This window comes from Haladaptatus sp. DJG-WS-42 (assembly GCF_037198285.1).
GTDB lineage: Archaea > Halobacteriota > Halobacteria > Halobacteriales > Halococcaceae > QDMS2.
The window spans coordinates 2,695,657-2,721,045 of record NZ_CP147243.1 but is presented as its reverse complement, the minus strand read 5'-3'; the positions used below and the strand labels follow the sequence as shown (position 1 = coordinate 2,721,045).

Genomic DNA, 25,389 nt, shown 5'->3' with positions numbered 1-25,389 from the left:
ACAGCCATGTCCGACTCACTGGCCACAGCGACGTTCGCTGGTGGCTGTTTCTGGTGTGTTGAAGCGGCGTTCAAAGAACTGCGCGGCGTGACCGACGTGACCTCCGGGTACACCGGCGGCGAGACAGAAAATCCGACCTACGAGCAAATCTGCTCGGGAACGACCGGCCACGCGGAGGCGATTCAGGTCACCTACGACACCGATGACCTCACCTACATCGACCTCCTGCGAGTGTTTTTCACCGTTCACGATCCGACCACGCTCAATCGGCAGGGCAACGACGTTGGCACGCAGTATCGCTCGGCCATCTTCTATCACGACGAGGAACAGCGCGAGCGCGCCCAAGCAGTCATCGACGAACTCGAAGCCGCTGGGACCTACGACGACCCAATCGTCACCGAGGTAGAACCGCTTGGAACCTACTACGACGCAGAGGAGTACCACCAGGACTTCTACGAGAAAAACCCGAATCAGGGCTACTGTGCGGTGACGATTCCGCCGAAACTCGATAAGGTGCGAAAGCAGTTTGGCGAACTGGTTACGCAGTAGAATCGGGCGCGAGCGCGTCGAGCGTCGCATTGATCTCTTCTTGCTCTGCCCCGCGTGGGAACGAGACGCTAATCGCGTCCACGCCGTCGATGCTCGCGAAGCGTTCGATGCTCTCTTTTGCCTGCTCTTTCGTCCCCGCAGCCGACATCTGGTCAAGCAATTCGTCTGGAATGGCTTCGAGTGCAGCCTCGCGGTTGCGATTGGACCACTCTTCAGAGACGGTCATCGCCACATCTTCCCAGCCCTGTCGGGCGAGTGAATCGCGATAGAACGTGCCCATCCCGCCGATGTAGAACGCGAGGTGCTGGCGGGCGAGGTCGCGGGCGTGTTCTGCGTCGTCGAGGACACAACATCCGAGACCGACGTTCACGCGGATGTCGTCCGGGTCCCTGCCCGCGAGTTTCGCGCCGCGTCTGAGGTCTTCGAGGCGGTCTTTGAGCCCCTGTTCGGTGAACATCAGCGCGTGCCACCCGTCCGCGAAGCGACCGGCGAGTTCGACAGATTTCGGTCCCATGCCTGCAGCGTCGATGCCCGGCGGGACTTCGGGCGGGTCACAGCGCAGTCTGAATCCGCCGAGATTGAAGATGTCACCGTCGTAGTCCACCGTTTCGCCCGAGAGAACGAGTTTGACGATGTCGATGGTCTCGCGCGTGTAGCGAAGCGGGCGGTCGAACGACTGGCCGTGCCAGCCTTCGATGACGATTGGCCCACTCGGGCCGAGGCCGAGGCGGAAGCGGCCGTCTGAGACCTCTTGCAGCGTCGCGGCAGTCTGGCCAATCAGAGCGGGCGAACGCGAGTAGACGGGCATGATGCTCGTTCCGATGCCGATTTCGACGGTCTCATGAGCAATCGTGGCGAGCGTCGTGACGGCGTCTCTGCCCCACGTCTCGGGGAGCCACGCCCACTCGTAACCGAGGTCTTCTGCGCGTTTTGTTTGGGCGACGAGCGACTTCACGCTCGGCTGTGCGGCGACCGGGAGGAACACGTCGTAGGCAACGTCACTCATATCTCTGGACTCTCTAGAATCTGCGGGACACCTTGTGCGGTAAGCGTTTCGCCGACGATGTACGACGAGGCTGGGCTTGCGAGGAACTGAGCGATGTCCGCAATCTCTTCGCTCACGCCAATCCGGCGTTTGACCTCGGTTCGGTCGATGTTCTCGCCGGTGACGCCCATCTGACTTTCGACGCCGGGCGTGGCGACGAAGCCGGGGGCGATGCCGTTTACGCGCACGTCGTCGTCTGCCCACTCGAAGGAAAGCGACTTGGTGAGGTTGATGACCGCCGCTTTCGCCGCACCGTAGTGGCTCATGTAAGGCGACCCGAGCGTCCCGGCGACGCTGGCGATGTTGACAATCGAGCCACCGCCGCGCTCGCGCATGACCGCGCCTGCAGCTTGCGAGCAGTGGTAGGTTCCATGAAGATTGATGTCCACAATCGTCTTCCAGCCGTTTTCAGAAATGTCCTCGAAGTTGGCCATGAACGAGGCTCCTGCGTTGTTCACGAGCGTGTTCACGCCACCGAACGTCTCGACGGTTGCCGCGACGACGGCGTTTACGGCTTCGCGGTCGGTCACGTCACACTCGACGGCGAGCGCCTCGCCGCCCGCGTCGGTGATGCCGTCTGCGACGGGTTGAACGTTGTCGCGTTCGCGCGAGCAGATGACGACGTTCGCGCCGTCTGCGGCGAACTGCTCTGCGATTACCTTCCCGATACCGCTTGAGGCGCCCGTGATGAGCGCCGTCTGGCCGGAAACGCTGAACTGGCCCGTCATCGGGCTAGCCTCGTTTTGTGGTCGCGTACCATAGTAAACCAGTTTACTGGTTGCGGTTCTGGTGCAATAAACTTGGGTTCGGCAGAAGCCACCGAAAGCCGAACCCTTTTCGGCGCGACGGGCGACAACCGGGTCAATGACTGTCCCCGCCGTCCACCGCATCGAATTTCCGGTTGACTGGGAGCCGGGCCACGTCGCGGCCTATCTGGTCGATGGCCCGGAGACGGTGTTGTTCGATGCCGGAACGCCCGGTGAGGACGCCCGCGAAATACTGCGCGACGGACTCGGCGCGGTTGGCTTCGCACCCGCCGACATCGACCACCTCGTCATCACCCACCCACACGTAGACCACATCGGACAGGTCGAGACGGTACTCGATGCTGGGTCACCGCGCCTCTACGCACCCGCGAGCGTCGAACAGCGGTTCGCCCGAGACGAAGCCGACCTCGCTGCTGTCGTCGAAACGAACGCACAAGCAGCGGGCGTCGAAGACGTTGCAGCCGCCGTCGAGATGTCGGTTCGCTCGCTCACGAGAAATCGTCGGCTCCTTCCGCCTGCCGACGTTTCTCGGTGGGTTGAACCGGGTGAAACGGTTTCGATTGGTGGGTTCGACTACACCGCGGTGCACGCAGGTGGCCATCAGGCAGACCACCTGTGCTATGCGGCCGACTTCGATGAGACGCGCACCCTCTTTTCCGGTGATATGGCCATCGAACCGTTCCGTTCGGTTGGCCTCCACGTCGGTCTCGACAACGGCGTTGGGGAGACGATTCCAACGTTCTACGAAGGGATAGACCGCCTTGGAACGCTCGACATAGACCGCGTGTACCCTGGCCACGGGCCGGTACACGAGTCGTTTCACGAGTCGATAGCCCAGTCGCGTGCAAGCCTCGACAACCTTTGTGAGTGGGTCACAACGCTGCTCGATTCCGGCATCGAGACCGGAGCCGCTGTCGCCACGGAGCGAGCCCGAACTGACCGCGAGCGCAGTTCCTTGTTACCCGAATCCTACGGCATGGTGCTGTGGTTAGAGCAACAGGGGGTTGTCACGTCAACCATTGTGGACGGTGTCAGGCGGTTTCGCCTCGCACCCTGACCCTGCCGAGAGCCACACCCTCTTGTACCCGGTTTTCTTATGTGCGACCAATGAGTGACTTTGACGCAGTATTTTTCGATATCGGTGGCGTCCTGCTCGACCTCTCGTCGGTCAGAGAGGGCCACGACGAGTTCATTCGCCTGCTCGCAGACGCACACGACCTTACCGACCATGAGGGCGCGAAAGCGACGTGGCGAAGCGCGCTTGGCGACTACTTCAGTGGGACGGAGGGGACGAACTATCGACCTGCCGCAGCCGGGTATCAGTACGCCGTAGACGAACTCCTTGGCCGGACGGTTCCAGAAGCCGAGTGGAAGTCACTCTTCGAAGCGGCGACCTACGGCACGATTCGACCCCACGACGGCGCAAAAGAAACCCTCGAAGTACTCGATGACGCAGGCCTCTATCTTGGCGTCATCAGCGACGTAGACGACCGCGAAGGCCGCCAGATTCTCGATACGCTCGATGTGCTCAGCCACTTCGACCACGTCACAACCTCCGAAGAAGTCGGCAAGAAAAAGCCAGACCAAGCGATGTTCCAGACGGCCTTAGAGCGCGCGGGCGTCTCACCCGACAGCAGCGTGATGATTGGCGACCGCTACAGCCACGACATGGTCGGCGGCCGCGAGGCGGGGCTCACGACCATTGCCTACGGTGCAACAGACGGCCCGGCGGTTGATTACGTCATCGACGACCTGCGCGAAATCCTCCGCATCGTCGGCCTGCGTGCCTGAGTCCTGCCAAACGATTAACACACACCCCGGTGAATCGCCGGATATGGATTTCGGACTGTCTGGGAAAACCGCCCTCGTCACCGGAGGCGCAGGTCGTATCGGAAGCGAAGATTGTCGCGTGCTCGCCGCAGAAGGCGCAACCGTCGTCGTTCTTGATGTAGCGGCTGAAGCCGCAGAGACGGTTGCAAACGAGATTCGAGCGGCGGGTGGGACTGCTCACGCCGTCACCTGCAACATCATCACGCCGAACATCGTGATGGATGCGCTCGCAGACCTCTCATCCGAAGAATTAGCAGCGACGAATCCGATGTTCGAGCGCATTCGCAAAGCAACGCCGATGCAGAAACTCGGCCGCGAACGCGACGTGTCGAACCTGATTGCCTACTTGTCGAGCGAGCAAGCGAGTTACATCACGGGACAGGTCATTGGCGTGACCGGCGGCATCGACCTGTTTTCGTTCTGAGCCGCGGCTCATGGCCGATGTATGGTGAGGTGCGTGAAAATCCCGGAGGGCGAAGGGATTGCGTAGGGCGGAGAGGTTAGCTGTTCATCTCCGTCGTCGTGGTTTCCGTTGAGTTGTCGGTCGAGTCGTCTTCTTCGACGCCACCTTCAAGGTTCGGCGTTGGTTCGCTGCCGTCGGTCGAAATCATGACCCAGAAGATGTCGCCGTCTTTGACCTGATACTGGGTTGGGTCGATGGTCACGTCGCGCTGCTGGATGGCGATGTTCGTGTTAAAGTCGCTCGAGTCATAGGTTTCGCCGTCCACGGTGAGCGACGAGTTCTCGCCCATCTTCTGGTAGCTGATGTTCGGCACCTGATTGAGGCCTTCACCGAGCGTGACGGCTTCCTCTGAGAGGTGCCACTTGTTGTTGTTGTTCTTCTCGGTGTGGAAGTGGAACGGTTCGAGGTTTTCGTCGTCCACGAACGTCTCGGTCGAGAGGTTCATGCGCTCGCCGTCGACTTCGAGGTACATCGCACCGTGCCAGTGCTCTCCGTCCTCTCCGCCGGGGCCTTCCATCGCAGCCTCGGTGGTGGTGGCGTTTTCGGTGGTCGTCATGTTGTCCTCGGTGGTCGTCATGTCGCCTTCCGTGGTCGTGTCGTTCTCAGTGGTCTCGCCTTCACCACTGTTGCCAGAACAGCCGGCGAGGCCGACTGCGATTGCACTGCCTGTCACTTGGAGGAAGCGGCGGCGGGTTTTCTTCGTCATCATCATGGCAAAATCAGGCTATCCCCTTTCCTATGCACCCCGTAAATCGGGGTCTAAGGAGTGATTAATCAGAAAACAGTACTATCACTAATTCAGAGATTCGACGGCGATAGCGCCTCAATCGTCTGTTCGGCTAACTGTTCAGCTGTCTGATTCGGAATGGTGATGAGCGGCCGGTCGATGGCCGGATTCGCTATCACATCGCGGAGTCGGTCGCGTGCCTGTTCGGGCGTCCCAGAGACGCCGAGGGCTGCCACCATCTCGTCTGTGACTTCGGCCGCCGCACCTTTGCGGTCACCGCTGCGCCACGCGTCTGCGACGGCGTCTGCTTCCTCGGGGAACAACTGGGCGACGGCGCGTTGGTAGCCCTTCCCACTGCCGACGTAGTACGCGATGTGTCCCCGAATCGCGTCGTGGGCTTCCGCCTCGTCGTCGCTCACGGCAGACGGAATGTAGGGCGCGACGGTGATGTCGTCCGGGTCGCGGCCCGCCTTCTCTGCGTGTTCTGCGACGTACTCGAACGCCGCTTCTACGTGCGGGAACGGAATGTTGTGTGGAATCCACCCGTCTGCGAGGCGCGCAACCACGCGGCGGTTTGCGGGGCCGAGCGCGGCGTGGTACACCTCAACGTCGGCGTCAAGCGGCGGGAAGTCCTTTGTCTCGAATAGTTCACCGTCGTAGTTCACGCGCTCGTCGCCGCCGCCGAGGAACTGTTTGACGAGTTCGATGGTTTCGTGCGAGCGGCGCACAGGGCGGTCGAAGGGCATGCCATGGAGGTCTTCGATTGCCTTTGGCGTGCTCGTCCCGAGGCCGAGGGTGAACCGGCCATCTGAGACGCGGTCTAACGTGGCGGCGGTCATGGCGAGGACGGCAGGCGAGCGCGAGAAAACGTTGAGAATCGCCGTGCCAATCTCGATATCGTCGGTCTCTCCGGCGATAGCAGTGAGCTGAATCGTCGAGTCAGATCCCCAGAGTTCCCCGAGCCAGACGGAGCCATAACCCAAGTCCTCTGCGCGAACTGCAAGCTCTGTCGGATTGACGGTACCAATGTGCGGCAGTAACAGGCCAAGTCGCATGGTTGCACTCCTCGCGCCGGGCAAATAACTCTTGGTGGCCGGTCAGTCGATAACGCCGTCGCGGCGCAGTGTGTCGATGTTGAACGGCGAGAGACCCACGTCTCGCAGCACCGCTTCGGTGTGTTCGCCCTGTGCGGGAAGCGATTCGTCCGTCTCAGGGGTTCGGTCGGTGACGGCCGGGAAGCCGATGCGCGGGCGGCCGTCTTCGGGTCGTTTGACGATGCGAGATGCGATTTGTGGGTGGTTGAGGGCTTCGGTGAGCGTGTACACCCCGCCGAAGGCGGCGTCCACAGCGCTGAGGAGGTCGACCCACTCGTCACGCGTTTTCCCGGCAAAGAGGTTCGAGAGCTCCTCGCGGAGGGCCTCGCGCTCTGCCGGGTCCTCGGTCATGTGGGCAGCGATGAGGTCGGTTCTACCGACTGCCTCACAGAAGGCTTCCCAGAACTTCGGTTCGAGCGCGGCGAGCGTTACGTAGCCGTCTTTCGCGGCGTACACGTCGTACCACGGGTACTCGCCGGTGAGCATCGTTTCGCCCGGCCGCGGCGTCTCACCGTCGAAGGCGGGGGCGGCGAGGGCGTGAGAAAACGAGAGGACGACATCGGTCATCGACACGTCAACGTAGCTTCCACCGTTACCGAGTTCGCGTGAGAGAAGGCCGCTTACGATGGAGAACGCACAAAAGAGGCCGCCAGCCATGTCCGCTGTCGGGTAGCCCGGAATTTGGGGCTTCGACGTCTCGTCTTCGCGGGTCATATCGAGCATCCCTGCGAGGCCGATATAATTCAAGTCGTGGCCAACGGCGTCTGCAAGCGGGCCGGTCTGTCCGAACCCAGACAACGAGCAGTAGACGAGTTTCGGGTTGCGCTCAGTGAGCGTGTCGTAGTCGATTCCCAACCGTTCTGTGACGCCCGGGCGAAAGCTTTCAAACACTACGTCTGCACTTTCGACGAGTTTGTAGAACGCTTCCTGTCCAGCGGCTGCTTTCAGGTCGATGGCGACGCTTCGTTTGCCGCGATTCACGCCGTCGAACACCGCGCCGATGCCCTCGTCGGTGAGTGGCGCCATTGCTCGCGCGTAGTCGCCCGCGCCGGTGTCCTCAACTTTGATGACATCTGCGCCGAGGTCAGAGAGGAGTTGGGTGGCGTAGGGACCGGGCAGGAGTCGAGTTAAATCGAGGATGCGAACACCAGAGAGATCCATGCTCGCACCTCACGTGGAGGTTACTTAATGGTCGTGCCGGGACGCCCCTGAACGTTAACTCCTCAACCTGTGTTGGTAGCGTCATGCCCGCAGAAAACAACCACGGCGGGGTTTCTTTCGAAGTGGACGAAGAAACCCGACTCATCCGCCAGAGCCTCGACCAATTCATCGAACGCGAAGTCAGACCACTCGAAGCCGAGTTGGGTGAGGTGTACGCCAATCCGCGATTGCAACACGAAACGGACGGACGGCTCGTTCCCGAAGTGCTCGATGCGGTCGAGACCATCCGCAAGAAGAGCGCAGACGCAGGTTTCTACGCGATGAATTTGCCCGAACGCGTGGGTGGCGAAGGCGTCTCGACGGTGACGTGGTATCGCGCGAAAAAACATGTTGCCGCCAAAGGAACCGGTCTCACCCGTCATATTCTCGCCGGGCCAGAGGGGCCAAAGCCACTCTTACTGCAGGCGGATGCAACGCAAACCGAGACCTACCTGAAACCAGTCGTCCGCGGCGAGCAATCGACGGCGTTCGCACAGACCGAACCCGGGGCTGGCTCAGACTCTCCAAATATGCAGACGACGGCGCGAAAGCAAGGCGAAGAGTGGGTGATAACCGGCCGAAAGCAGTGGATTACGAACGCACCCTACGCCGACTTCGTGCAGGTGTTCGCGCGGACGACGCCTCAAGAAACAGCGGGACGCTACGGCGGCATTACGTGCTTTATCGTCGAAGCGGACGAGTACGAACTTGGCTCGATGAACAACGCCGTCGGCATGGAAGGTATGCAGGCAGAACTCATCTTTGACGAGGTTCGCGTCCCTGATTCGCGCGTGCTTGGGGCGGTCGATGAGGCGTTCTACACCGCGATGGACTTCCTCTCGCTCGGCCGCCTTGAGCTCGGTGCCGAAGCCGTGGGCTACGCCAGTCACCTCGTAGACGAGTGTGTTTCCTACGCGAACGACCGCGAAGCGTTCGGCCAGCCCATTGGCGAGTTCCAGCAAATTTCTGCGAAAATCGCTCGCGGGAAGGCACGGCTCGATGCTGCAGCGGCTGCGGGGCTTCGTTGTGCGTGGCTGATGGCACGCGACGAAGACGCGATACAGGCGTCGTCTGCGTTCAAATGGCTTGCGACGGACGCCTACTGGCAACTCGCAGACGACGCGGTGCAGGTTCACGGTGGCAACGGCGTCGCAGAGGAAAACCCGTTCATGGATCACCTCCACCTTGCGCGAATCCTTCGTATCGTGGAAGGAACAGACGAAATTCAGCTAAACACGATTGCGAAGCAACTCGGCCTCTAAAACAGTTTGTCCATTTTGACGTGGGGGATGCCTGCTTCTTCGAACTCGTCTCCTTGCTGGAGGTACCCAAGGCGCTCGTAGAACGGCTTTGCGTGCACTTGTGAGTTGAGGATGAGATGGTTGTAGCCGCGTGCGTGGGCCTCTGACTCGACACAAGCCATGAGTTCGAAGCCAAGCCCGTTACCGCGATACGGTTCGAGGACGGCCACGCGCTCTACTTTCGCCCGTTCGTCGTCGAGCGGGCGAAGCCGCGCGGCTCCAACGGCCTCATCATCGATGTACGCGACGAAGTGGACGCAGTCGGCTTCGTACTCATCAACTTCCAAGTCTTCTGGAACGTTTTGCTCCTCTACGAAAACCCGGAATCGAACGGAGAGAGCAGCTTCATACTCCGCGTCGGACTCGACGACGTGGATAGACGGACGCATATGACAGAATATTCGTGGTCTACAAAGATAAACCGCCGGACTCAGTCAACGCTCAACACCCGGCGATTGCGGCTTCAATCTCCTTGCGTGGCACCGGTGAAATCCAGTCCTCAGCAAGCCAGCGATACTGGACGACACGGTTCGCATTGAGGACGAACACGGCTCTGCGCGCCGTCGAGACGCCAGCCATCCCTTCGCGTTCGCAGAGGAGGTCGAACGCGGAGATAGCGCGGGCGTCTACGTCTGCGAACAGCGAAAACGGGCTGTCGAGGGCGCGCAGGAAGGCATTTTGTGCATACGGCCCGTCGCGCGTGACGCCGGTGACGGTCATCCCATCGAACTCGTCCCAGCCAGCCTTCGCATAGCGCGTCCACCAATTGTGAGTGATGGCGCTTCCGGTAAATCCGGAAAAGACGAGGACGCCGCCGCGTTCGCCAAGGACGGCATCGAGGCTGGCTTCGCGGAAGGTTTCGCCGTCACAGTACAGGGCCGTGAAGTTGGGTGCTCGCTCGCCTGTGGCTGGTGGCATATTCGTTACAATGGGTGAACCCATCAAAATCCTCCGGGCCGAACACACTTTTCTTTCTGTGGGTGCTTCTGCGTGCTATGAGCCTCACTCTCTACCGACTCGAAGGCTGTCCGTGGTGTGAACTCGTCGTGGACAAACTCGAAGAACTCAATGTCGAGTTCGAGAGCGTCTGGGTCGAAGCCCTCCACTCGAAGCGAAACGAAGTCAAACGCGTCTCCGGCCAGCGGGGCGTCCCCGTGCTGGTTGATGAAGAGTACGGCGTGACGATGGCCGAGTCTGCGAAAATAAACGAGTATCTCGAAGCCTCCTACGCCTAATCGAGCGCGTGTGGGTCTAAGCCGGGGTCGTGTACCGGTGGCGTTCCAATCGCCAGCACAACCCCCTGTTCGTCGCCGACGTTGCGATAGCCGTGGCCGATTTCTGGGCCAGCCGCAAAGAACGTCCCCGGGCCGACTTCGTGGATTTCTTCTTCTCCAGAACGCCCCAGTTTCAGCGAGAACGTACCTTCGATGACGTAGTAGAACTCCTCCTGTTCTGAATGGGCGTGATAGCCAATCTGCTCGCCGGGTTCGAGGTACCAGAGCTTCGCGTTCATCTTTTCTAAGCCAAGCGCATCGTCGAGCGAGCGGATATTGAGGTCTGGTGGGAGTTCCTCGATTTCAGAGAGGTCGGTCACGGGCACGTCTTTGGTGTGGGCAACGCCGTAGTCCATAGTGTCAGAGCCCACGGTGCGCGTTACCAAAACACTAGGGCTTGCGGACCGCGGAGACGAGTCGCGGGAGCACGTCGGTCACGTCAGCGTCGAAGGTGTAGTCAGCGTCGAAGCCGGTGTCGGCTAAGTTCACGTAGATGGTCGTCGCGCCGTTTCTCGCCGCGATGCGTGGGAGTGAAGCGGCCGGTTCAACCGAGAGCGATGACCCCGCGACGAGAAACACGTCACAGGATGTGGCGAGCGAGTGCGCACGCGACATCGCCACCTCGGGCATGGATTCGCCGAACAGCACGACGGCAGGCTTTACGATACCGTCACACAACGCACAGCGCGGCGGGACGTTTCCGGCTTTGACTTCCTCCCACGTCGGGGCTGCGTCGGCGCGCTCGCCGCAGTCCATGCAGGCGACTGCTGCGCCCGTACCGTGGAGTTCGATGAGGTCTTCAGAGCCTGCCTCGCGGTGCAGGCCGTCGATGTTCTGGGTGATGAGCGTGTCGAGGTGGCCCGCAGCTTCGAGGGCCGCGAGCGCGACGTGAGCGTCGTTGGGCGCGATATCGCCCCCGGCGTAGATGTCTTCGAACATCGAAAGGCGGTCGCGCCAAAATCCTTCGGGGTCTGCGTGAAACCGGCTGAAGTGAAAGCTCTGTGGGTCGTGTTTCTGCCAGAGACCGTCTTCGCTGCGAAAGTCGGGGATGCCAGAGGCAGTGCTAACGCCTGCGCCCGTGAGCGCGACAACAGCGTCTGCCTCCTGGATTGCGGTGGCCGCCTGCGAGAGTGCCTCGTCCATAGGGCCACATTGGAGTGAGAGACAAAAGACGTGTCCCGAATTTTGCTCACCAACAGCCGCCGATACCCGCAGGTTTTCGTAGCCGGACGTTGTAGCCGCGACCATGTTAGGGAACATCTATCTGAGGTGGGCACTGTGAGCGATCATTCAGAGGAGTACTTCTCGCGCATCGTAGACGAGGAGAAACTCGCCGAGTTCCTCGAAGCCGAGTTAGGCGCGGTCACAGAGTACGACGTTCGCCACCACAAAGAGGGCCACTCAAACGAGACGCTGTTCGTGACGTGGGGCGACCTCGAACTCGTTATTCGCCGCCCACCACCGGGTGAGACTGCAGAGTCCGCCCACGACGTGCTCCGCGAGTACAAGGTGATGAACGCCCTGCAGGACACGCCTGTCCGCGTGCCGCGCACCATCCTCGGCACGGACGACCACTCCGTGCTCGGGTGTGACTTCTACGTGATGGAAAAAGAAGCGGGCGACGTGCTCCGCCGAGACGAACCAGAGCGCTTTGCCCACCCCGAGCCGCGCGAACAGGTCGGCGAACAGCTCGTCGATGCGCTCGCGGAGATTCACGAGACGGACTACGAAGCCGTCGGTCTCGGTGAGTTTGGCTATCCAGAGGGCTACACCGAGCGGCAGGTTAGCCGCTGGAAAAAGCAGTTCGACTGGGCGAGCGAAGTCACGGAAAAAGACCGTACCGTTTCCGGCGTCGAAGAAGTGTACGACTGGCTCGTCGAAAACACGCCAGAAAGCCACGACCACACGCTCGTCCACGGCGACTACAAACTCGACAACGTGATGTTCGGGCCGGGGACGCCTCCCGAAATCGTCGGCGTGTTCGACTGGGAACTTTCGACGCTCGGGGACCCACTCTGTGACCTCGGCTGGATGCTCGCCTACTGGCGCGACGACGGTGATGAACCGCCCGCAGTGCCTGACTTGATGGCGCGATTCATGGAGCGCGAGGGCTACCCAAGCCGCCAAGCCCTCGTTGACCGCTACGAAGAACAGACTGGCCGAGAGTTCGTCCACGAGCGCTTCTACCGGACGCTCGCGGTGTTCAAACTCATCGGTCTCGGTGAAATGTTCTACCGGCGATATCTCGAAGGCAACAGCGACGACGACCTCTACCCGCAGATGGAGACGCAGGTCCAACAGCTCACAGACCGCGCCAAACGCATCATCGACGGTAAAGAGTCGCTCTGAACACACCGCTTTTCCGGTGAAAATCGACCACTATCGGCGGTGGAATTAACTCGGTTGCTGACAGCGGTTAACACATGGTAGTAGAGGGGATACAGCGCGTGACGGTGCTCGGCGCGGGGAACATGGGTCACGGCATCGCGGAGGTGACTGCCATCGCGGGCTACGACGTGACGCTCCGCGACATCGAACGCGAGTACGTAGAGAAGGGACACGGCCAGATACAGTGGAGTCTCGAAAAGCTGGAAGCGAAAGGACAACTCGACGAATCAGCGTCAGCCATCCTCGACCGCATCGACCTCGCGGTTGACTTAGAAAAGGCCATCGCGGACGCAGACCTCGTCATCGAAGCCGCGCCAGAACGACTTTCGATAAAACAGAGCATTTTCTCAGAACTCTCCGAATACGCACCAGCCGATGCGATTCTAGCGACAAACACCTCGTCGCTGTCGATTACGCAGATTGCGAAGGTGGTCGAAAACCCGGCGCGCGTGGTTGGCTTGCACTTTTTTAACCCACCGGTAAAGATGCCGCTCGTGGAGGTCATCTACGGCGAGGAGACGAGCGAAGCGATTGCCACGAAGGCGGCCAACTTTGTCGAATCCATCGACAAGACGCCAATTTACGTCCGCAAGGATGTGAACGGCTTCGTCGTGAACTCCGTGCTCGGGCCGTTTCTCGATGAACCTGCATGGATGGTCTCAGAAGACGCGGGAACCGTCCGCGACATCGACGCGACGATGGTGTACGAGCGGGGCTACCCGATGGGGCCGTTCGAACTCGCAGACATGACTGGCATCGACATTTCCCATAGCGTGCGAGAAGAAGCGGATAAGCCAATCGCTCCGGCCATGCAAGCGCGTGTGGACGCAGAGGAGTACGGGCGAAAATCGGGCAAAGGCTGGTACGACTACGACGACGGAGGCGCTGACTACACCGAAGACGACGTATCCGGCGAAGTCGATACCCTTCGCATCGAAGCGCGGATGATAAACGAGGCGGCGAAACTCGTAGACCAAGCCGTCTCCATCCCGAGTGAGATAGATACGGGGATGAAACTCGGTGCGGGCTTCCCCGAGGGGCCATGTGCGCGGGCAGACGAGATTGGGCTTGACGTGGTGCTCGATACCCTTCGTGACTACGACGAACGCACGGACGCAGACCGCTTTGTGCCAAGCTCGTATCTCGTCTCGCTCGTTGAAGAGGGGAAAACCGGAAAAGCCACAGGCGAAGGCTTCTACACCTACGACTGAGGCGTGCGCGAACGCTTTAGAGCAGTCGGTCTGCGATGATGTTTTTCTGGATTTCTGACGTACCCTCGTAGATTTTCGTAATCCGCGCATCACGGTAGAAGCGCTCTGCGGGGTGGTCGGTGACGAAGCCCGCCCCGCCGTGGACCTGCAAGCCCTCGTCTGCGACGCGAACCGCGTGCTCGCTTGCGAACAGTTTTGCCATCGATGCGAACTTTGCGGCGAGCTCGTCGTCGTCGGCTTCAACGGCCGTGGCTGCGCGGTAGTTGAGCGACCGCGCAGCTTCGACGTTCGTCGCCATGTCCGCAATTTTGTGGCGAATCGCTTGGAATTCGGCGATTGGCTGGTCGAACTGCTCGCGTTCTCCGGCATACGAAATGGCCTCGTCAACCGCGGCCTGTGCGACGCCAAGCGCCTGCGAGGCGACGCTAATTCGGCCGTGGGCGAAGAAGTTCATGAGTTGGTAGAAACCTTTGTTCACTTCACCGAGCACGTTTGCTTCCGGAATGCGGAGGTTTTCGAAGGTGAGTTCGGCGAGGTCTGAGGCGTGGATACCGAGTTTGTTGTCGATTTTGTGCGCCGTGAAACCGGGCGTGTCCGTCGGGACGAGAAAGGCCGTGATGCCGCGGTGGCCCGCGTCGGGGTCGGTTTTCGCCATCACGATGGCCACGTCCGCGACGTTGCCGTTCGTAATCCACATCTTGGTGCCGTTTATGACCCACTCGTCACCATCCCGTTCGGCCTGCGTCTCCATTCCGGCGACGTTCGACCCGTGGGCTGGCTCTGAGATGGCGCTTGCAGAAACCGATTCTCCGGCGGCGATTTTTGGGAGCCATTCTGCTTTCATCCACTCGTCGCCGTATTTGATGAGCATGGCCGTCCCAAACCCGGCGCTCGAAATAGCGCTGCCAATTCCGGCGTCCGCCCGCCAGAGTTCTTCAGTGATGACGGCAACGGAGAGCAAGTCGAGGCCTGCACCGCCGTATTTCTCGGGGATGTTCGGCGCGACGAAGTCGTATTCGGCAGCCTTCTTACGGATCGCTTCCGGGTACTCGCGTGACTCGTCGTATTCGCGGGCGACCGGACGGATTTCGGCGTCGCCAAATTCGCGTACCGCCTGTCGAATCGCCTCTTGCTCTGGCGTGAGCTGGAAGGACATGGTCGAACCATGATAGCACGATGCAAATAGCTTCGTTCGACGGCAGAATTTTTTCGTGTCCAACCCTCCACGCACCGAAGTCGAGGACGGCGCGGCGTTACTCGCCTTCGAACTCAGGCGCGCGCTTTTCCATAAACGCGGTTGCTCCTTCGACGTGGTCGTCGGTGGCGAAACACATCACCTGCGCCGTGGCTTCGTTCGTGATGGCTTGGTCGAGCGACTGTTCCATTCCCTGCCGGATGAGCCGTTTCGAAGCACGGAGGGCGACACTCGGCCCGGTCGCAATCTTCTCGACGAACTCCTCGACTTTCGTCTCAAATTCGGCTTCGCGGTAGACGTGATTGAACAACCCGAGTGACGCTGCGCGGTCGGCATCGACGAGTTCGCCGGTGAACACGAGTTCTTTGGCCGTGTTTTCGCCGACGATGCGCGGCAGGAAATACGAGGTTCCAGAGTCGACGGTGAGGCCGACCTGCCGGAAGCCGAAGCTAATCTTCGAGTCCTCGGTAGCGAGTAAGATGTCACAGGCGATGGCGAGGTTCGCGCCCGCGCCGAACGCCACGCCGTCGATTTTGGCGATGGTTGGGAGATGAAACTCAGCCACACGCACGACGGCGCGCGAGGTGCGCTGGACGATGAGTTGCTCGCGCTCGGGGAGCGAGTATTCTCCTTCGAGTCCTTTCATCATCGCGTTGATATCACCGCCGGCGGAGAACGCACCACCTTCGCCTTCGATGATGACACAGCGTGCGTCGCTGGCTTCGATTTCAGAGAGGGCGTCAAGAATCCCACCAGAAACCTCGTGGGTGAGGGCGTTTCGCACGTCGGGGCGGTTCAGCGTGATGGTCGCAATTCCCTCTTCGATGTCGAGCAAGACGGCATCCGCGGGCATACTACCCACACCGAGACGGGTTGCGCACTTGATTCTACCGCCGACTTACCGGGCCGTCCACCCGCCATCGACGGCGAGACACTCGCCGGTCACATAGGAGGCGGCGCGACTGGCGAGGAACACGGCGGGGCCAGCCAGCTCTTCTGGGTCGGCAAAGCGGTCGAGCGGCGTCCGGTCGCGGATTGATTGGGCGAGTTTGTCGTTGCCGGTGACGCCTTCGGTGAGGTCGGTATCGACGTAGCCGGGTGCGATGGCGTTCACCCGCACCGTTGGGGCCCAGTCTAAAGCCATGCTCTTCGTGATGCCCACGAGCCCGTGTTTGGAGGCGACGTAGGGGTGTTGGCGCGGGAGGCCAACGAGGCCGCCGACGCTTGCGACGTTGATGACCGACCCGCCGTCGCTCTCGTGGAGGTACTCGGCTGCGGCTTTCGTACAGAGGAATGCCCCGCGGAGGTTCACGTCGATGACGAAGTCGAGACCGTCTACGTCCACTTGCTCCGGTTCGCCGAGGGCGCTCCCGGGATTTACACCGGCGTTGTTCACGACGCAGTCGATGCCGCCGAACTCGTCTGCGGCCGTCTCCATCAGCGCGCGGATGTCGGCTTCGTCGGTCACGTCAACCGTCGCGGCGAGCGCCTCGCCGCCGCGGTCTCTGATTTCTTGGGCGACCTCGGCAACGTCATCTTCGGTGCGTGCGGCGGGGACGACGGCCGCGCCCGCGTCAGCGAGGCCGATAGCGATTGCGCGGCCAATTCCGCGGCTCCCACCCGTTACGACGGCGACGCGCCCGGTCAAATCGAATTGCTCCATAACAGCGTCCATGGGTGGTTCTGTCTGTCGCCCCCCTTAACTGCCCCGAACGCGGTATACTTTGGCCGCGGAGTCCGTGGGAAGCGGTATGCAGGTGTGCTGGCATCGTCGTGACCTCAGAACTGCCGACAACCGCGCCCTCGCCGCCGCGTCTGAAGTCGGTCGCGTGCTTCCCGTGTTCATCTTCGACCCGAATATTCTCCAACACGCCGCCGCAAATCGCGTTTCCTTCATGCTCGACGCGCTCTCAGAACTGCGCGCCGACTACCGCGAATTGGGCGGTGACCTGTACCTCGCCTACGGGGACCCAACCGAGATACTGCCCGAACTCGCTACAGAACACGGTGTCGAGAAGGTGTGGTGGAACACCGACTATTCCGGCCTCGCCCGCGAGCGCGACGCAGCGGTGCGTATGGCACTCGCCGAGGCTGAGGTTCCCCGCGAGTCGCTCCACGACGCCATCTGCCACGAACCGGGGAGCATCCTCACGAACGACGGCGACCCGTACTCCGTGTACACCTACTTCGGGCGCAAGTGGCACGACCGCGAGAAGGACGCGCCCGTAAAGTCACCTGTGTCGGGCAGTATCGCCGACTTCGAAGGCGAGGAGCTGCCGTCGCTTTCCGCACTCGGCTTCGAGGAGCCGACCGCCAACATCACTCCTGCGGGAACGGACGCAGCGCGCGAGCGACTGGCCGAGTTTTGTGACGACGGTATCTTCCGGTACGAAGACAGGCGTGACTACCCGGCGGAGTCGAATACATCCAGACTCTCAGAACACCTGAAGTGGGGCACCATTGGCATCAGGGAGGTGTACGCGGCGACCGAGCGGGCGAAGGAGCAGGCAGAAAGTGACGAGACGGCCGAGTCGGTTTACGAATTTCAGTCCCAACTCGCGTGGCGCGAGTTCTACGCGCACGTCCTCTGGTACAACCCAAACGTGACGTGGGCGAACTACAAGACCTACGAGAACGCCATCGAATGGCGAAACGACGCCGACGAACTCGTTGCGTGGAAAACCGGTGAGACCGGCTACCCAATCGTGGATGCGGGAATGCGCCAACTTCGTGCGGAGGGCTACATGCACAATCGCGTGCGGATGATCGTCGCCTCGTTTCTGACCAAAGACCTGCTCATAGACTGGCGCGAGGGGTACGACTGGTTCCGTGACCAACTCGTAGACCACGACACCGCGAACGATACCGGCGGCTGGCAGTGGGCGGCGTCAACGGGCACGGATGCCCAACCGTACTTTCGCATCTTCAATCCGATGACCCAAGGCGAACGCTACGACGCCGAGGCGACGTACATCAAACGCTACATCCCGGAACTGCGTGACGTGGACCCGGACACCATCCATGGGTGGCACGAACTTCCCGACCAACTCCGGGAAAAAGTCGCCCCTGACTACCCACACCCGATTGTGGACCACAGTGTGCGCCGTGAGCAGGCGCTCTCGATGTTCGAGAACGCACGCGGAGAATAGTCAGTGTAGAATACATTTTTTATTTCAAACATTTTATGTATACAAAGATACAAATAAACCAGCCGATTGGTATAAAATGGTATGTCCATTCGAAACGAGACAGCGACCAAAGTTGGCGCGCAACTGCACAACGTTGGCACCGCAATCAAGGCACCAGAATCATACGGTGAAACCAAAACACAACTCTACAATGTCGTGGTTCACGGCACCCTCTTTCTCGGGCTCGTTGGGGCGACAAAAATTTACGTGGTTGCGACGCTGCTTTCACTCTCGTTAAACCCCGCTGTCATTATTGCGTTCCTCGTCTCATTCACCGTCTATTCACACAACAAACTGACAGATTTGAATGAGGATGCAGTCAACAATCCTGACCGAGTCGCGTTCATCAAACCGAAAAAACGGCTGTTCATCGCGTTGTCAGCTGGGGCGTACGTACTCGCACTCATCGTCTCGCTGTTTGGCGGGATTGAAGCATTTTTACTCACGCTCTTTCCGGGCGTGAGCGCGATTCTGTACAGCGAACCGGTGTTACCATTTTTCGAGGCAGACCGGCTCAAAGAAATTCTGTTGGTGAACACGTCGTTCGTGGCCGTTTCATGGGCTGTTCCCGTTGCGTTCCTCCCGCTCGCGTTCGCCGGGCGAGCCACGACGAGCGCAAGCCTGCTCGTGTTCGGCTTTTTCTTCATCCGCACGTTCATCGCCGGAGAAGTGTTGAACGTTAGAGACGTGGAAGGCGACCGCCGCGAAGGCATCACGACGCTGCCAGTGCTCGTTGGCGTCAAACGCACGCAGATGGTACTCTACGGACTCGACGCCCTCTCACTCTGTCTCATCGTCGGTGCGAGCGTGCTTGGCGTGTTTTCCCCGGTTCACGGCTTCGCACTCGTCCCCGCAATTGCGTATTCGGCTTGCATCACCACGTCGCTTGGTGCAGACGTGAACTTTGCTCAGTTAGAAATGGTGCGCGATTTTGAGTATTTCGTCATGGCGCTGTCACTCTCTGTCGTGGTTTTCTTCTTCTAAAAGACGTATACTTCCGCTATTTTCACGCACATAATGTAATTACGTATCAGCACGAAGAGTTGAATCAAGCACCGTGTCACTCCCACTCGATTTACTCGTGATAATGCTTACCGCCACAGTAATCGGCGGCGTAGTTGCCATCTTAGCGTGGCGACAGCGTCCAGAGCCGGGAGCGACGGCACTCGCCATTTTGATGGCGGCCGCGGTGTGGTGGTCGCTGTTCTACATGCTCGAGCTTAACGCGACGACGCTTGCAGCCAAACTGCTCTGGGCTCGTTTCCAGTGGTTTGGGTCGGTGACGCTCGCCGTCGCGTGGGTCGTGTTCGCGCTCGAATACACCGGCAACGACGACTACGTTCGACCCAAAAATATCGCGCTGCTCACGGTCATCCCCCTCATTACGCTCGTACTCGTCTGGACGAACAGCTGGCACCACCTCATCCGTCACTCGGTGGGCATCGAACAAGTCGGTGAGATGTTCATTCTCACCCAACGTTTCGGCCCGTGGTTCTGGGTCATAATTGGGTACACCTACATTCTCGCGCTGGTGGGCGACCTGCTGTTCATCAACCTGCTCAGCAACTCGCCAATTATTCACCGCAAGCAGGCGGTTGCCATCCTGCTCGCCGCGCTCGCCCCGTGGATTGGCAACCTCATCTACGTTGGCGACCTGCTTCCGTGGGTCGCCATCGACCCCACACCGGTTGCGTTCACCGTCTCCGGTGTCGCCAGTTTCGGTGCGATTTCGCAGTACAAACTGTTCAAGGCGAGTCCAGCGCCGGGTCAACTCGCGCGCACGTTCGTCTTAGACGAGATGGCAGACGGCGTCATCGTCATCGATTCGATAGGAACCATCGTGGACATAAACTGGAGTGGTGCGGCCATCGTCGGCGAACCCGCGCTCTCGCTTCTCGGGAGCCCCATCCAGTCTGTCTTCTCTGAATACCAGACGCTCTCGAACACCGCAGACGACGAAGCAGAACTCATCACGCTCGGTTCGAAAAACGACGTACGCCATTACGAGGTGAGTCGCTCGAATCTCCGCGACCACCACGAGCGCACCATCGGGCAGGTGCTCGTGTTCCGTGACGTGACCGAGCGGTTCCGCTACCAACAGCGCCTCGACGTGCTAAATCGCGTCTTACGTCACAATCTCAGAAACGAGATGAACGTCGTCTACGGGTTTGCAGACCGCCTCGAAGAAGCAGGAGCGGACGCAGAACTCACCGGTCGGCTCAAACAAAAATCGCTGCACCTCGTCGATATGGGGAACAAAGCGCGTGCCGTCCAAGAGATAATCGACACCACTCACGATGACCTGACGCAGATTTCGGTTGCGGAGGTCATCGAAGACAAAGTTGCGCTGGTCGAACGTCGGTTCCCCGCACTCGACGTAACCGTCGAGTCGGTGCCAGCAGACACGGTGACCTGTGGGTGGGTTATCGAACCAACCATCGAAAATCTGCTTGAAAACGCCGCAGAGCACAACACAGACGAACAGCCCACAGCAACGATCGCGGCCAGCGTCGAAGACGACTGGCTCACGATTTCGATTGCGGACAACGGCCCCGGCATCCCCGAAAACGAGATTGAAGTGTTGAACGCGGGCCAAGAAACCAGCCTCATGCACAGCCGCGGCCTCGGCCTCTGGCTCGTCAATTGGGCGGTCAAAGTGCTCGCTGGTGACCTCTCATTTTCAGAAAACGACCCGCATGGAACCGTCGTGACGATTCAGATTCCACTGTCACAGCAAAACTGACAGCCCCGGAATGGCTTTGCGCCGTCCCCCCGATGTCAACTCATGACAACACGAATCGACATTCTGTGCTACGACGGGTTCGACGAACTCGACGCCATTGGTCCCTACGAGGTGTTCAAGACCGCCACCGCGTTCGGTGCGCCGTTCGACGTGCGGTTGGTGACGCTGACTGCTCGCGAGACGGTGACCGCGAGCCACGGTCTCAGAGTCGGTATCGACGCCGTTCTCGACCGCAGCGAACCAGCCGACATCGTGGTCGTCCCCGGCGGGGGCTGGAACACTCGCAGTGAGCAAGGCGCGTGGGCGGAAGCAGAGAAGGGAGCGGTTCCCGACGCGCTCGTCGCCGTCCACGACGCGGGTGCGACCGTCGCCGCTGTGTGTACCGGCGGGATGTTGCTCGCGCGCGCCGGACTCACCGACGGGCGGCCTGCAGTGACCCACGCCTCTGCGCTCTCTGACCTGCGTGAGACGGCCGCTAAGGTCGTGGATGCGCGCGTCGTAGACGATGGCGATATGCTCACCGCTGGAGGCGTCACTTCAGGCCTCGACCTCGCGCTTCATTTGGTCGAACGCGAGGCAGGCGCGGAGGTCGCCACGCGGGTAGCAACCGAACTCGAGTACGAGCGACGCGACGCAGTGTATGGGTCTTGAGACCGCTAGCAAGCAGCCGAACAGTGTGGGTTGCTAGCAATCGCCTCCTTAAGGTTTAACAGGATTCCGCCGCATGGATTAGGTGGAGGACTATCTCATGAGCTACGAACTTTCACCGCTTCCGTACGACTACGACGCACTCGAGCCGCACATCTCAGAACAGGTGCTCACGTGGCACCACGACACCCACCACCAAGGCTATGTAAACGGGTGGAACTCCGCAGAGGAGACCCTCGAAGGAAACCGTGAGTCCGGCGACTTCGGTTCCTCGGGCGGCGCACTGCGCTCTGTGACCCACAACGGCTGTGGCCACATCCTGCACGACCTCTTCTGGCAGAACATGTCCCCAGAAGGCGGCGACGCGCCGGAAGGCGACCTCGCAGACCGCATCGAGCAGGACTTCGGTTCCTACGAAGCGTGGAAGGGCGAGTTCGAAGCCGCCGCATCCGCCGCCGGTGGCTGGGCACTCCTCGTCTACGACTCGTTCAGTAACCAGCTTCGCAACGTCGTCGTTGACAAGCACGACCAAGGCGCACTCTGGGGCAGCCACGCAATCCTCGCCCTCGACGTCTGGGAACACTCGTACTACTACGACTACGGCCCAGCCCGTGGCGACTTCGTCGAAGCGTTCTTCAACGTCGTCGACTGGGAAGAGCCATCGGCCCGCTACGAGCAGGCTGTCGAGCTGTTCGAGTAAGTCTACACCTTCACCATTTTATCGCCGCCCACACCGTGAGCGACAGCACTCGCAAAACTGCGTGTGACGCCAGCATTTATCTCAGTCTCGTCTGTAGGCCACCCTAATGGCCACAAAAAATACTGAGGGTTCGGCGTCGTCCCCCGCCGGCCACGACGCACTGGCCGACGCACTCACAGAATCTGTCCGGGGTGCAGTGCGCTTTGACGAGTACTCACAGGTGCTCTACGCGACGGATGGAAGCATCTACAAAGCCCGCCCGGCAGGAGTGGTGTTTCCCAAAGACACCGCCGACGTGCAGGCTGCCGTGCGCATTGCCACAGCCCACGACACGCCCATCCTCCCGCGGGGAACCGGTTCCTCACTCGCCGGGCAGGCCGTCGGGCCCGGCTGTGTTGTCCTTGACCTCTCTCGGCACATGGACGGGATTCTCGACGTAGACCCCGAGGCAAAGCTGACGACCGTCCAACCCGGCGTCGTCCAAGACCACCTCGACACCCAGCTCTCACAGTGGGGACTCAAGTTCGCGCCCGACCCCGCATCTTCGAATCGCGCGACAGTTGGCGGCAGCATCGGAAACAATTCGACGGGCGCACACTCGGTTCGCTACGGCATCACCGACGCCTACACCGAGGCGTGCAAGGTCGTCCTCGCAGACGGGTCGCTCATCCACACCCGTGACATCGTCGTCGACAGCCCCGAGTGGGACGCAATTGTCGAACAGGACACGCTCGAAGCGCGGATCTACGAGACCGTTCGCGCGCTCGTCGATGAAAACGAAGACGAAATCGAGGCGCGCTACCCGACGCTCAAGCGCTCGGTCAGCGGCTACAACCTGCACAAAGTCATTCGCGAGGAAGCAGGCGAACAGGTCATCAACCTCTCGAAACTGCTCGTTGGCTCCGAAGGCACGCTTGGCGTCGTGGTCGAAGCGACGCTCTCGCTCGTCACGAAACCCGAGGAGACGGCGCTTGTCCTCTACAGCTTCGACTCGCTCGGTGACGCGATGCGCGCGGTTCCCGTCGCGCTCGAATACGACGCGGGCGCGGTGGAACTCATGGACGCGGAGGTGTTTCGTCTCGCCCGCGAGTCAGAGGAGTACGCCCAGTACGCCGACGCGATTCCAGCGCGCGCGCAGGCGGCGCTCATGCTGGAGTTCGATTCGGAGTGTCACGACGACTTCGAGGCGGCGATTGGGGCGACCAACGAGCGGTTTCTTGAGAACGGCACCGCGTTCGACGCGCTCGAAGCCTACACAAGCGAAGCACAAACCGACATCTGGAAGCTTCGGAAGGCGGCGATTCCGCTGTTGATGAGCCTGCAAGGTGACGCCAAACCCTATCCGTTTATCGAGGACGCGACGGTGCCACCCGAAGAGCTTGCGGAGTACGTCGCTGAGTTCGAGCAGGTGCTCGCAGACCACGGAACGTCTGCGGCCTACTTCGCCCACGCAGGCAGTGGCACACTCCACATCCGGCCGATTCTCTCGCTCAAGGAGGAAGACGGCATCGAGACGATGCATTCGATAGCCGAGGCCGTGACCGACCTCGTGCTCGCGCGAAACGGCTCGTTTTCAGGAGAACACGGCGACGGCCTCGCGCGCACCGAGTTCAATCCGAAGATGTACGGCCCGCAGTTGTGGGACGCGTTCCAAGCCCTAAAGACGGCGTTCGACCCCGACTGGCGCATGAATCCCGGGAAGGTCGTCTTCCGCGACGAGGTGACGGACATGCGCTACAACCTGCGCTACGGCGCGTCGTACAGTTCGATTGAGCCACAGACAGCCCAAGACTTCTCCGACGAAGGCGGGTTTTCGCACCTTGTCGAACTCTGTAACGGCTGTGGCACTTGTCGCCAGACGGAGACGGCCACGATGTGTCCGACGTGGCGGGCCTCGAAAGAGGAGATTCAGACGACGCGCGGTCGGGCAAACCTGCTTCGGGCGGCCATCAGCGGCGATTTACCAGAAGAAGAAATTCATTCCGAGAAGTTCCATGAGGAAGTCCTCGACCTCTGTGTCGGCTGTAAGGGCTGTATGCGCGACTGCCCGACCGGCGTGGACATGGCGAAGCTGAAAGCCGAGGTGAAACACCAAACGCACCAAGAAAAGGGAACCTCGCCGCGCGAACGGCTGTTCGCCGACATCGACCGCTTCTCGAAACTCGGGAGCGCGCTCGCGCCGCTTTCTAACTGGGCGACCGAGTTGCCGGGCGCACGGACAGTGATGGAGAAAACCCTCGGCATCGCAAAGGACCGCGACCTGCCCCACTTCGAGCGCGAATCGTTCCGCGACTGGTACGCGAGTCGCGGACCGAAGGTTCCGGAAAAGGACGCCACCCACCGCGTGCTCCTGTTCCCGGATACGTACATGAACTACGCCTCGCCGGAGATTGGCAAAGCCGCCGTGCGCGTCCTCGAAGCCGGTGGCTGTCACGTGAAACTGCCGACTGAAACGACGGCAACCGGGCGCGCGGCCTACTCGAAGGGCTTTCTTGACAAGGCGAAAGCGCAGGCGCAAACGAACGTCCGTGCGCTCGCGCCGCAAGTGACCGATGGCTGGTCGGTCGTGTTCGCAGAACCTTCTGACGCCGTCATGTTCCAAGACGAGTATCTGGACTTGTTCCCCGACGACGAGGCCTGTACCGCGGTGTCGCGGGCGACCTACGGCGTCTGTGAGTTCGTCGACCGGTTCCGCGTGGATGAAGAGATGACCTTCAGCGAACCTGGCGAATCGCTCTCGTATCACGGCCACTGCAACCAGAAGGCACTCAAACGCGACCACCACGCAGTGGGCGTCCTTCGCCGGGCGGGCTTCGAGGTCGACCCGCTCGACTCGGGGTGTTGTGGCATGGCTGGGAGCTTTGGCTACGAAGCAGAGCACTACGAACTCTCGAAGGCAATCGGCCGCTTGCTGTTCGAGAAGGTGGATGCAAGCGAGGCGGCGCAGGTGGTCGCACCCGGCGCGTCGTGTCGCACGCAACTCGGCGAGCGCGAGGGCGAGACGCGCCCGCCACACCCAATCGAGAAACTCGCCGGGGCACTCGCAGACTAGGAGCGGGACGTTTT

At 60.7% G+C, this 25,389-nt stretch carries 26 protein-coding genes; 14 read left to right on the top strand and 12 right to left on the bottom strand.

What is annotated here, in order from left to right:
* Nucleotides 1–6: 6 nt before the first annotated feature.
* Nucleotides 7–549, top strand: coding sequence for a peptide-methionine (S)-S-oxide reductase MsrA (gene msrA, locus V5N47_RS14685; RefSeq protein ID WP_338728581.1), 543 nt, complete (start codon nt 7–9; stop codon nt 547–549).
* Here the strand turns inward: msrA and V5N47_RS14680 are convergent.
* Nucleotides 539–1,555: a TIGR04024 family LLM class F420-dependent oxidoreductase gene (locus V5N47_RS14680; RefSeq protein ID WP_338728579.1), complete on the bottom strand. Its 1,017-nt coding sequence runs from the start codon at nt 1,553–1,555 to the stop codon at nt 539–541. The genes msrA and V5N47_RS14680 overlap by 11 nt on opposite strands.
* Nucleotides 1,552–2,322 carry an SDR family NAD(P)-dependent oxidoreductase gene (locus tag V5N47_RS14675; protein WP_338728578.1) on the bottom strand — a complete coding sequence of 257 codons (771 nt, stop codon included), beginning with the start codon at nt 2,320–2,322 and terminating at the stop codon, nt 1,552–1,554. Before V5N47_RS14675 ends, V5N47_RS14680 begins: the two co-directional genes overlap by 4 nt.
* Before the next feature lie 136 nt (nt 2,323–2,458).
* On the opposite strand from V5N47_RS14675, the gene V5N47_RS14670 reads away from it, so the two are divergent.
* The 3 genes from V5N47_RS14670 to V5N47_RS14660 are packed head-to-tail and all read left to right on the top strand — an operon-like array spanning nt 2,459 to nt 4,615.
* Nucleotides 2,459–3,418 carry an MBL fold metallo-hydrolase gene (locus V5N47_RS14670; protein ID WP_338728577.1) on the top strand — a complete coding sequence of 320 codons (960 nt, stop codon included), beginning with the start codon at nt 2,459–2,461 and terminating at the stop codon, nt 3,416–3,418.
* A 50-nt stretch (nt 3,419–3,468) separates the two neighbouring features.
* A complete protein-coding gene (locus tag V5N47_RS14665; protein WP_338728576.1) occupies nt 3,469–4,152 on the top strand; it encodes an HAD family hydrolase in 684 nt (227 codons plus the stop codon).
* 43 nt (nt 4,153–4,195) lie between these two features.
* Nucleotides 4,196–4,615, top strand: coding sequence for an SDR family oxidoreductase (locus V5N47_RS14660; RefSeq protein ID WP_338728575.1), 420 nt, complete (start codon nt 4,196–4,198; stop codon nt 4,613–4,615).
* A gap of 76 nt (nt 4,616–4,691) precedes the next feature.
* On the opposite strand, the gene V5N47_RS14655 is transcribed toward V5N47_RS14660, so the two are convergent.
* From V5N47_RS14655 to V5N47_RS14645, 3 genes are all read right to left on the bottom strand, one after another.
* Entirely contained in the window at nt 4,692–5,366 is a 675-nt protein-coding gene (locus V5N47_RS14655) for a hypothetical protein (RefSeq protein ID WP_338728572.1), read from the bottom strand.
* Nucleotides 5,367–5,452: 86 nt separating this feature from the next.
* The gene (locus V5N47_RS14650; RefSeq protein WP_338728571.1) at nt 5,453–6,436 is read right to left on the bottom strand and encodes an LLM class flavin-dependent oxidoreductase; all 984 of its coding nucleotides are present in this window, start codon (nt 6,434–6,436) and stop codon (nt 5,453–5,455) included.
* Between the two features lie 42 nt (nt 6,437–6,478).
* Nucleotides 6,479–7,636 carry a CaiB/BaiF CoA-transferase family protein gene (locus tag V5N47_RS14645; RefSeq protein WP_338728570.1) on the bottom strand — a complete coding sequence of 386 codons (1,158 nt, stop codon included), beginning with the start codon at nt 7,634–7,636 and terminating at the stop codon, nt 6,479–6,481.
* Between the two features lie 83 nt (nt 7,637–7,719).
* Between V5N47_RS14645 and V5N47_RS14640 the strand changes: the two genes are divergently transcribed.
* Nucleotides 7,720–8,937 (top strand): acyl-CoA dehydrogenase family protein, encoded by a 1,218-nt coding sequence (locus tag V5N47_RS14640; protein ID WP_338728569.1) that lies wholly within the window; start codon nt 7,720–7,722, stop codon nt 8,935–8,937.
* On the opposite strand, the gene V5N47_RS14635 is transcribed toward V5N47_RS14640, so the two are convergent.
* On the bottom strand, nt 8,934–9,365 hold the full coding sequence (locus V5N47_RS14635; protein WP_338728568.1) for a GNAT family N-acetyltransferase: 432 nt from the start codon (nt 9,363–9,365) through the stop codon (nt 8,934–8,936). The two genes, V5N47_RS14640 and V5N47_RS14635, sit on opposite strands and share 4 nt — an antisense overlap.
* 52 nt (nt 9,366–9,417) lie before the next feature.
* Nucleotides 9,418–9,894: a redoxin domain-containing protein gene (locus V5N47_RS14630; RefSeq protein WP_338728567.1), complete on the bottom strand. Its 477-nt coding sequence runs from the start codon at nt 9,892–9,894 to the stop codon at nt 9,418–9,420.
* A gap of 77 nt (nt 9,895–9,971) precedes the next feature.
* On the opposite strand from V5N47_RS14630, the gene V5N47_RS14625 reads away from it, so the two are divergent.
* Nucleotides 9,972–10,211, top strand: coding sequence for a glutaredoxin domain-containing protein (locus tag V5N47_RS14625; protein WP_338728565.1), 240 nt, complete (start codon nt 9,972–9,974; stop codon nt 10,209–10,211).
* Here the strand turns inward: V5N47_RS14625 and V5N47_RS14620 are convergent.
* Both V5N47_RS14620 and V5N47_RS14615 read right to left on the bottom strand, forming a co-directional pair.
* On the bottom strand, nt 10,208–10,606 hold the full coding sequence (locus V5N47_RS14620) for a cupin domain-containing protein (protein WP_338728563.1): 399 nt from the start codon (nt 10,604–10,606) through the stop codon (nt 10,208–10,210). The two genes, V5N47_RS14625 and V5N47_RS14620, sit on opposite strands and share 4 nt — an antisense overlap.
* A gap of 34 nt (nt 10,607–10,640) precedes the next feature.
* Complete coding sequence (locus V5N47_RS14615) at nt 10,641–11,393, bottom strand: NAD-dependent deacylase (RefSeq protein ID WP_338728561.1); 753 nt, start codon at nt 11,391–11,393, stop codon at nt 10,641–10,643.
* Between the two features lie 135 nt (nt 11,394–11,528).
* Between V5N47_RS14615 and V5N47_RS14610 the strand changes: the two genes are divergently transcribed.
* On the top strand, nt 11,529–12,599 hold the full coding sequence (locus tag V5N47_RS14610) for a phosphotransferase family protein (RefSeq protein ID WP_338728559.1): 1,071 nt from the start codon (nt 11,529–11,531) through the stop codon (nt 12,597–12,599).
* Between the two features lie 74 nt (nt 12,600–12,673).
* Nucleotides 12,674–13,849, top strand: coding sequence for a 3-hydroxyacyl-CoA dehydrogenase (locus tag V5N47_RS14605; RefSeq protein WP_338728557.1), 1,176 nt, complete (start codon nt 12,674–12,676; stop codon nt 13,847–13,849).
* 16 nt (nt 13,850–13,865) lie between these two features.
* Here V5N47_RS14605 and V5N47_RS14600 read toward each other — a convergent pair whose 3' ends face one another.
* The 3 genes from V5N47_RS14600 to V5N47_RS14590 all read right to left on the bottom strand — a co-directional run bounded on the left by V5N47_RS14600 (nt 13,866) and on the right by V5N47_RS14590 (nt 16,719).
* Nucleotides 13,866–15,005: an acyl-CoA dehydrogenase family protein gene (locus V5N47_RS14600; protein WP_338728555.1), complete on the bottom strand. Its 1,140-nt coding sequence runs from the start codon at nt 15,003–15,005 to the stop codon at nt 13,866–13,868.
* A 97-nt stretch (nt 15,006–15,102) separates the two neighbouring features.
* Entirely contained in the window at nt 15,103–15,897 is a 795-nt protein-coding gene (locus V5N47_RS14595) for an enoyl-CoA hydratase-related protein (RefSeq protein ID WP_338728553.1), read from the bottom strand.
* A 45-nt stretch (nt 15,898–15,942) separates the two neighbouring features.
* The gene (locus V5N47_RS14590) at nt 15,943–16,719 is read right to left on the bottom strand and encodes a 3-oxoacyl-ACP reductase family protein (RefSeq protein WP_338728551.1); all 777 of its coding nucleotides are present in this window, start codon (nt 16,717–16,719) and stop codon (nt 15,943–15,945) included.
* A 76-nt stretch (nt 16,720–16,795) separates the two neighbouring features.
* Here V5N47_RS14590 and V5N47_RS14585 point away from each other — a divergent pair, with 76 nt between their 5' ends.
* The 6 genes from V5N47_RS14585 (at nt 16,796) to V5N47_RS14560 (ending at nt 25,375) form a co-directional block, all read left to right on the top strand.
* On the top strand, nt 16,796–18,193 hold the full coding sequence (locus V5N47_RS14585) for a deoxyribodipyrimidine photo-lyase (RefSeq protein WP_338728549.1): 1,398 nt from the start codon (nt 16,796–16,798) through the stop codon (nt 18,191–18,193).
* 81 nt (nt 18,194–18,274) lie between these two features.
* Nucleotides 18,275–19,216, top strand: coding sequence for a UbiA family prenyltransferase (locus V5N47_RS14580; protein ID WP_338728547.1), 942 nt, complete (start codon nt 18,275–18,277; stop codon nt 19,214–19,216).
* Nucleotides 19,217–19,319: 103 nt separating this feature from the next.
* On the top strand, nt 19,320–20,975 hold the full coding sequence (locus V5N47_RS14575; protein ID WP_338728546.1) for a histidine kinase N-terminal 7TM domain-containing protein: 1,656 nt from the start codon (nt 19,320–19,322) through the stop codon (nt 20,973–20,975).
* A gap of 42 nt (nt 20,976–21,017) precedes the next feature.
* The gene (locus tag V5N47_RS14570; RefSeq protein WP_338728544.1) at nt 21,018–21,626 is read left to right on the top strand and encodes a DJ-1/PfpI family protein; all 609 of its coding nucleotides are present in this window, start codon (nt 21,018–21,020) and stop codon (nt 21,624–21,626) included.
* Nucleotides 21,627–21,723: 97 nt separating this feature from the next.
* A complete protein-coding gene (gene sod, locus V5N47_RS14565; RefSeq protein WP_338728542.1) occupies nt 21,724–22,323 on the top strand; it encodes a superoxide dismutase in 600 nt (199 codons plus the stop codon).
* Nucleotides 22,324–22,429: 106 nt separating this feature from the next.
* Entirely contained in the window at nt 22,430–25,375 is a 2,946-nt protein-coding gene (locus V5N47_RS14560; RefSeq protein ID WP_338728540.1) for an FAD-linked oxidase C-terminal domain-containing protein, read from the top strand.
* The last annotated feature ends 14 nt before the right edge of the window (nt 25,376–25,389 follow it).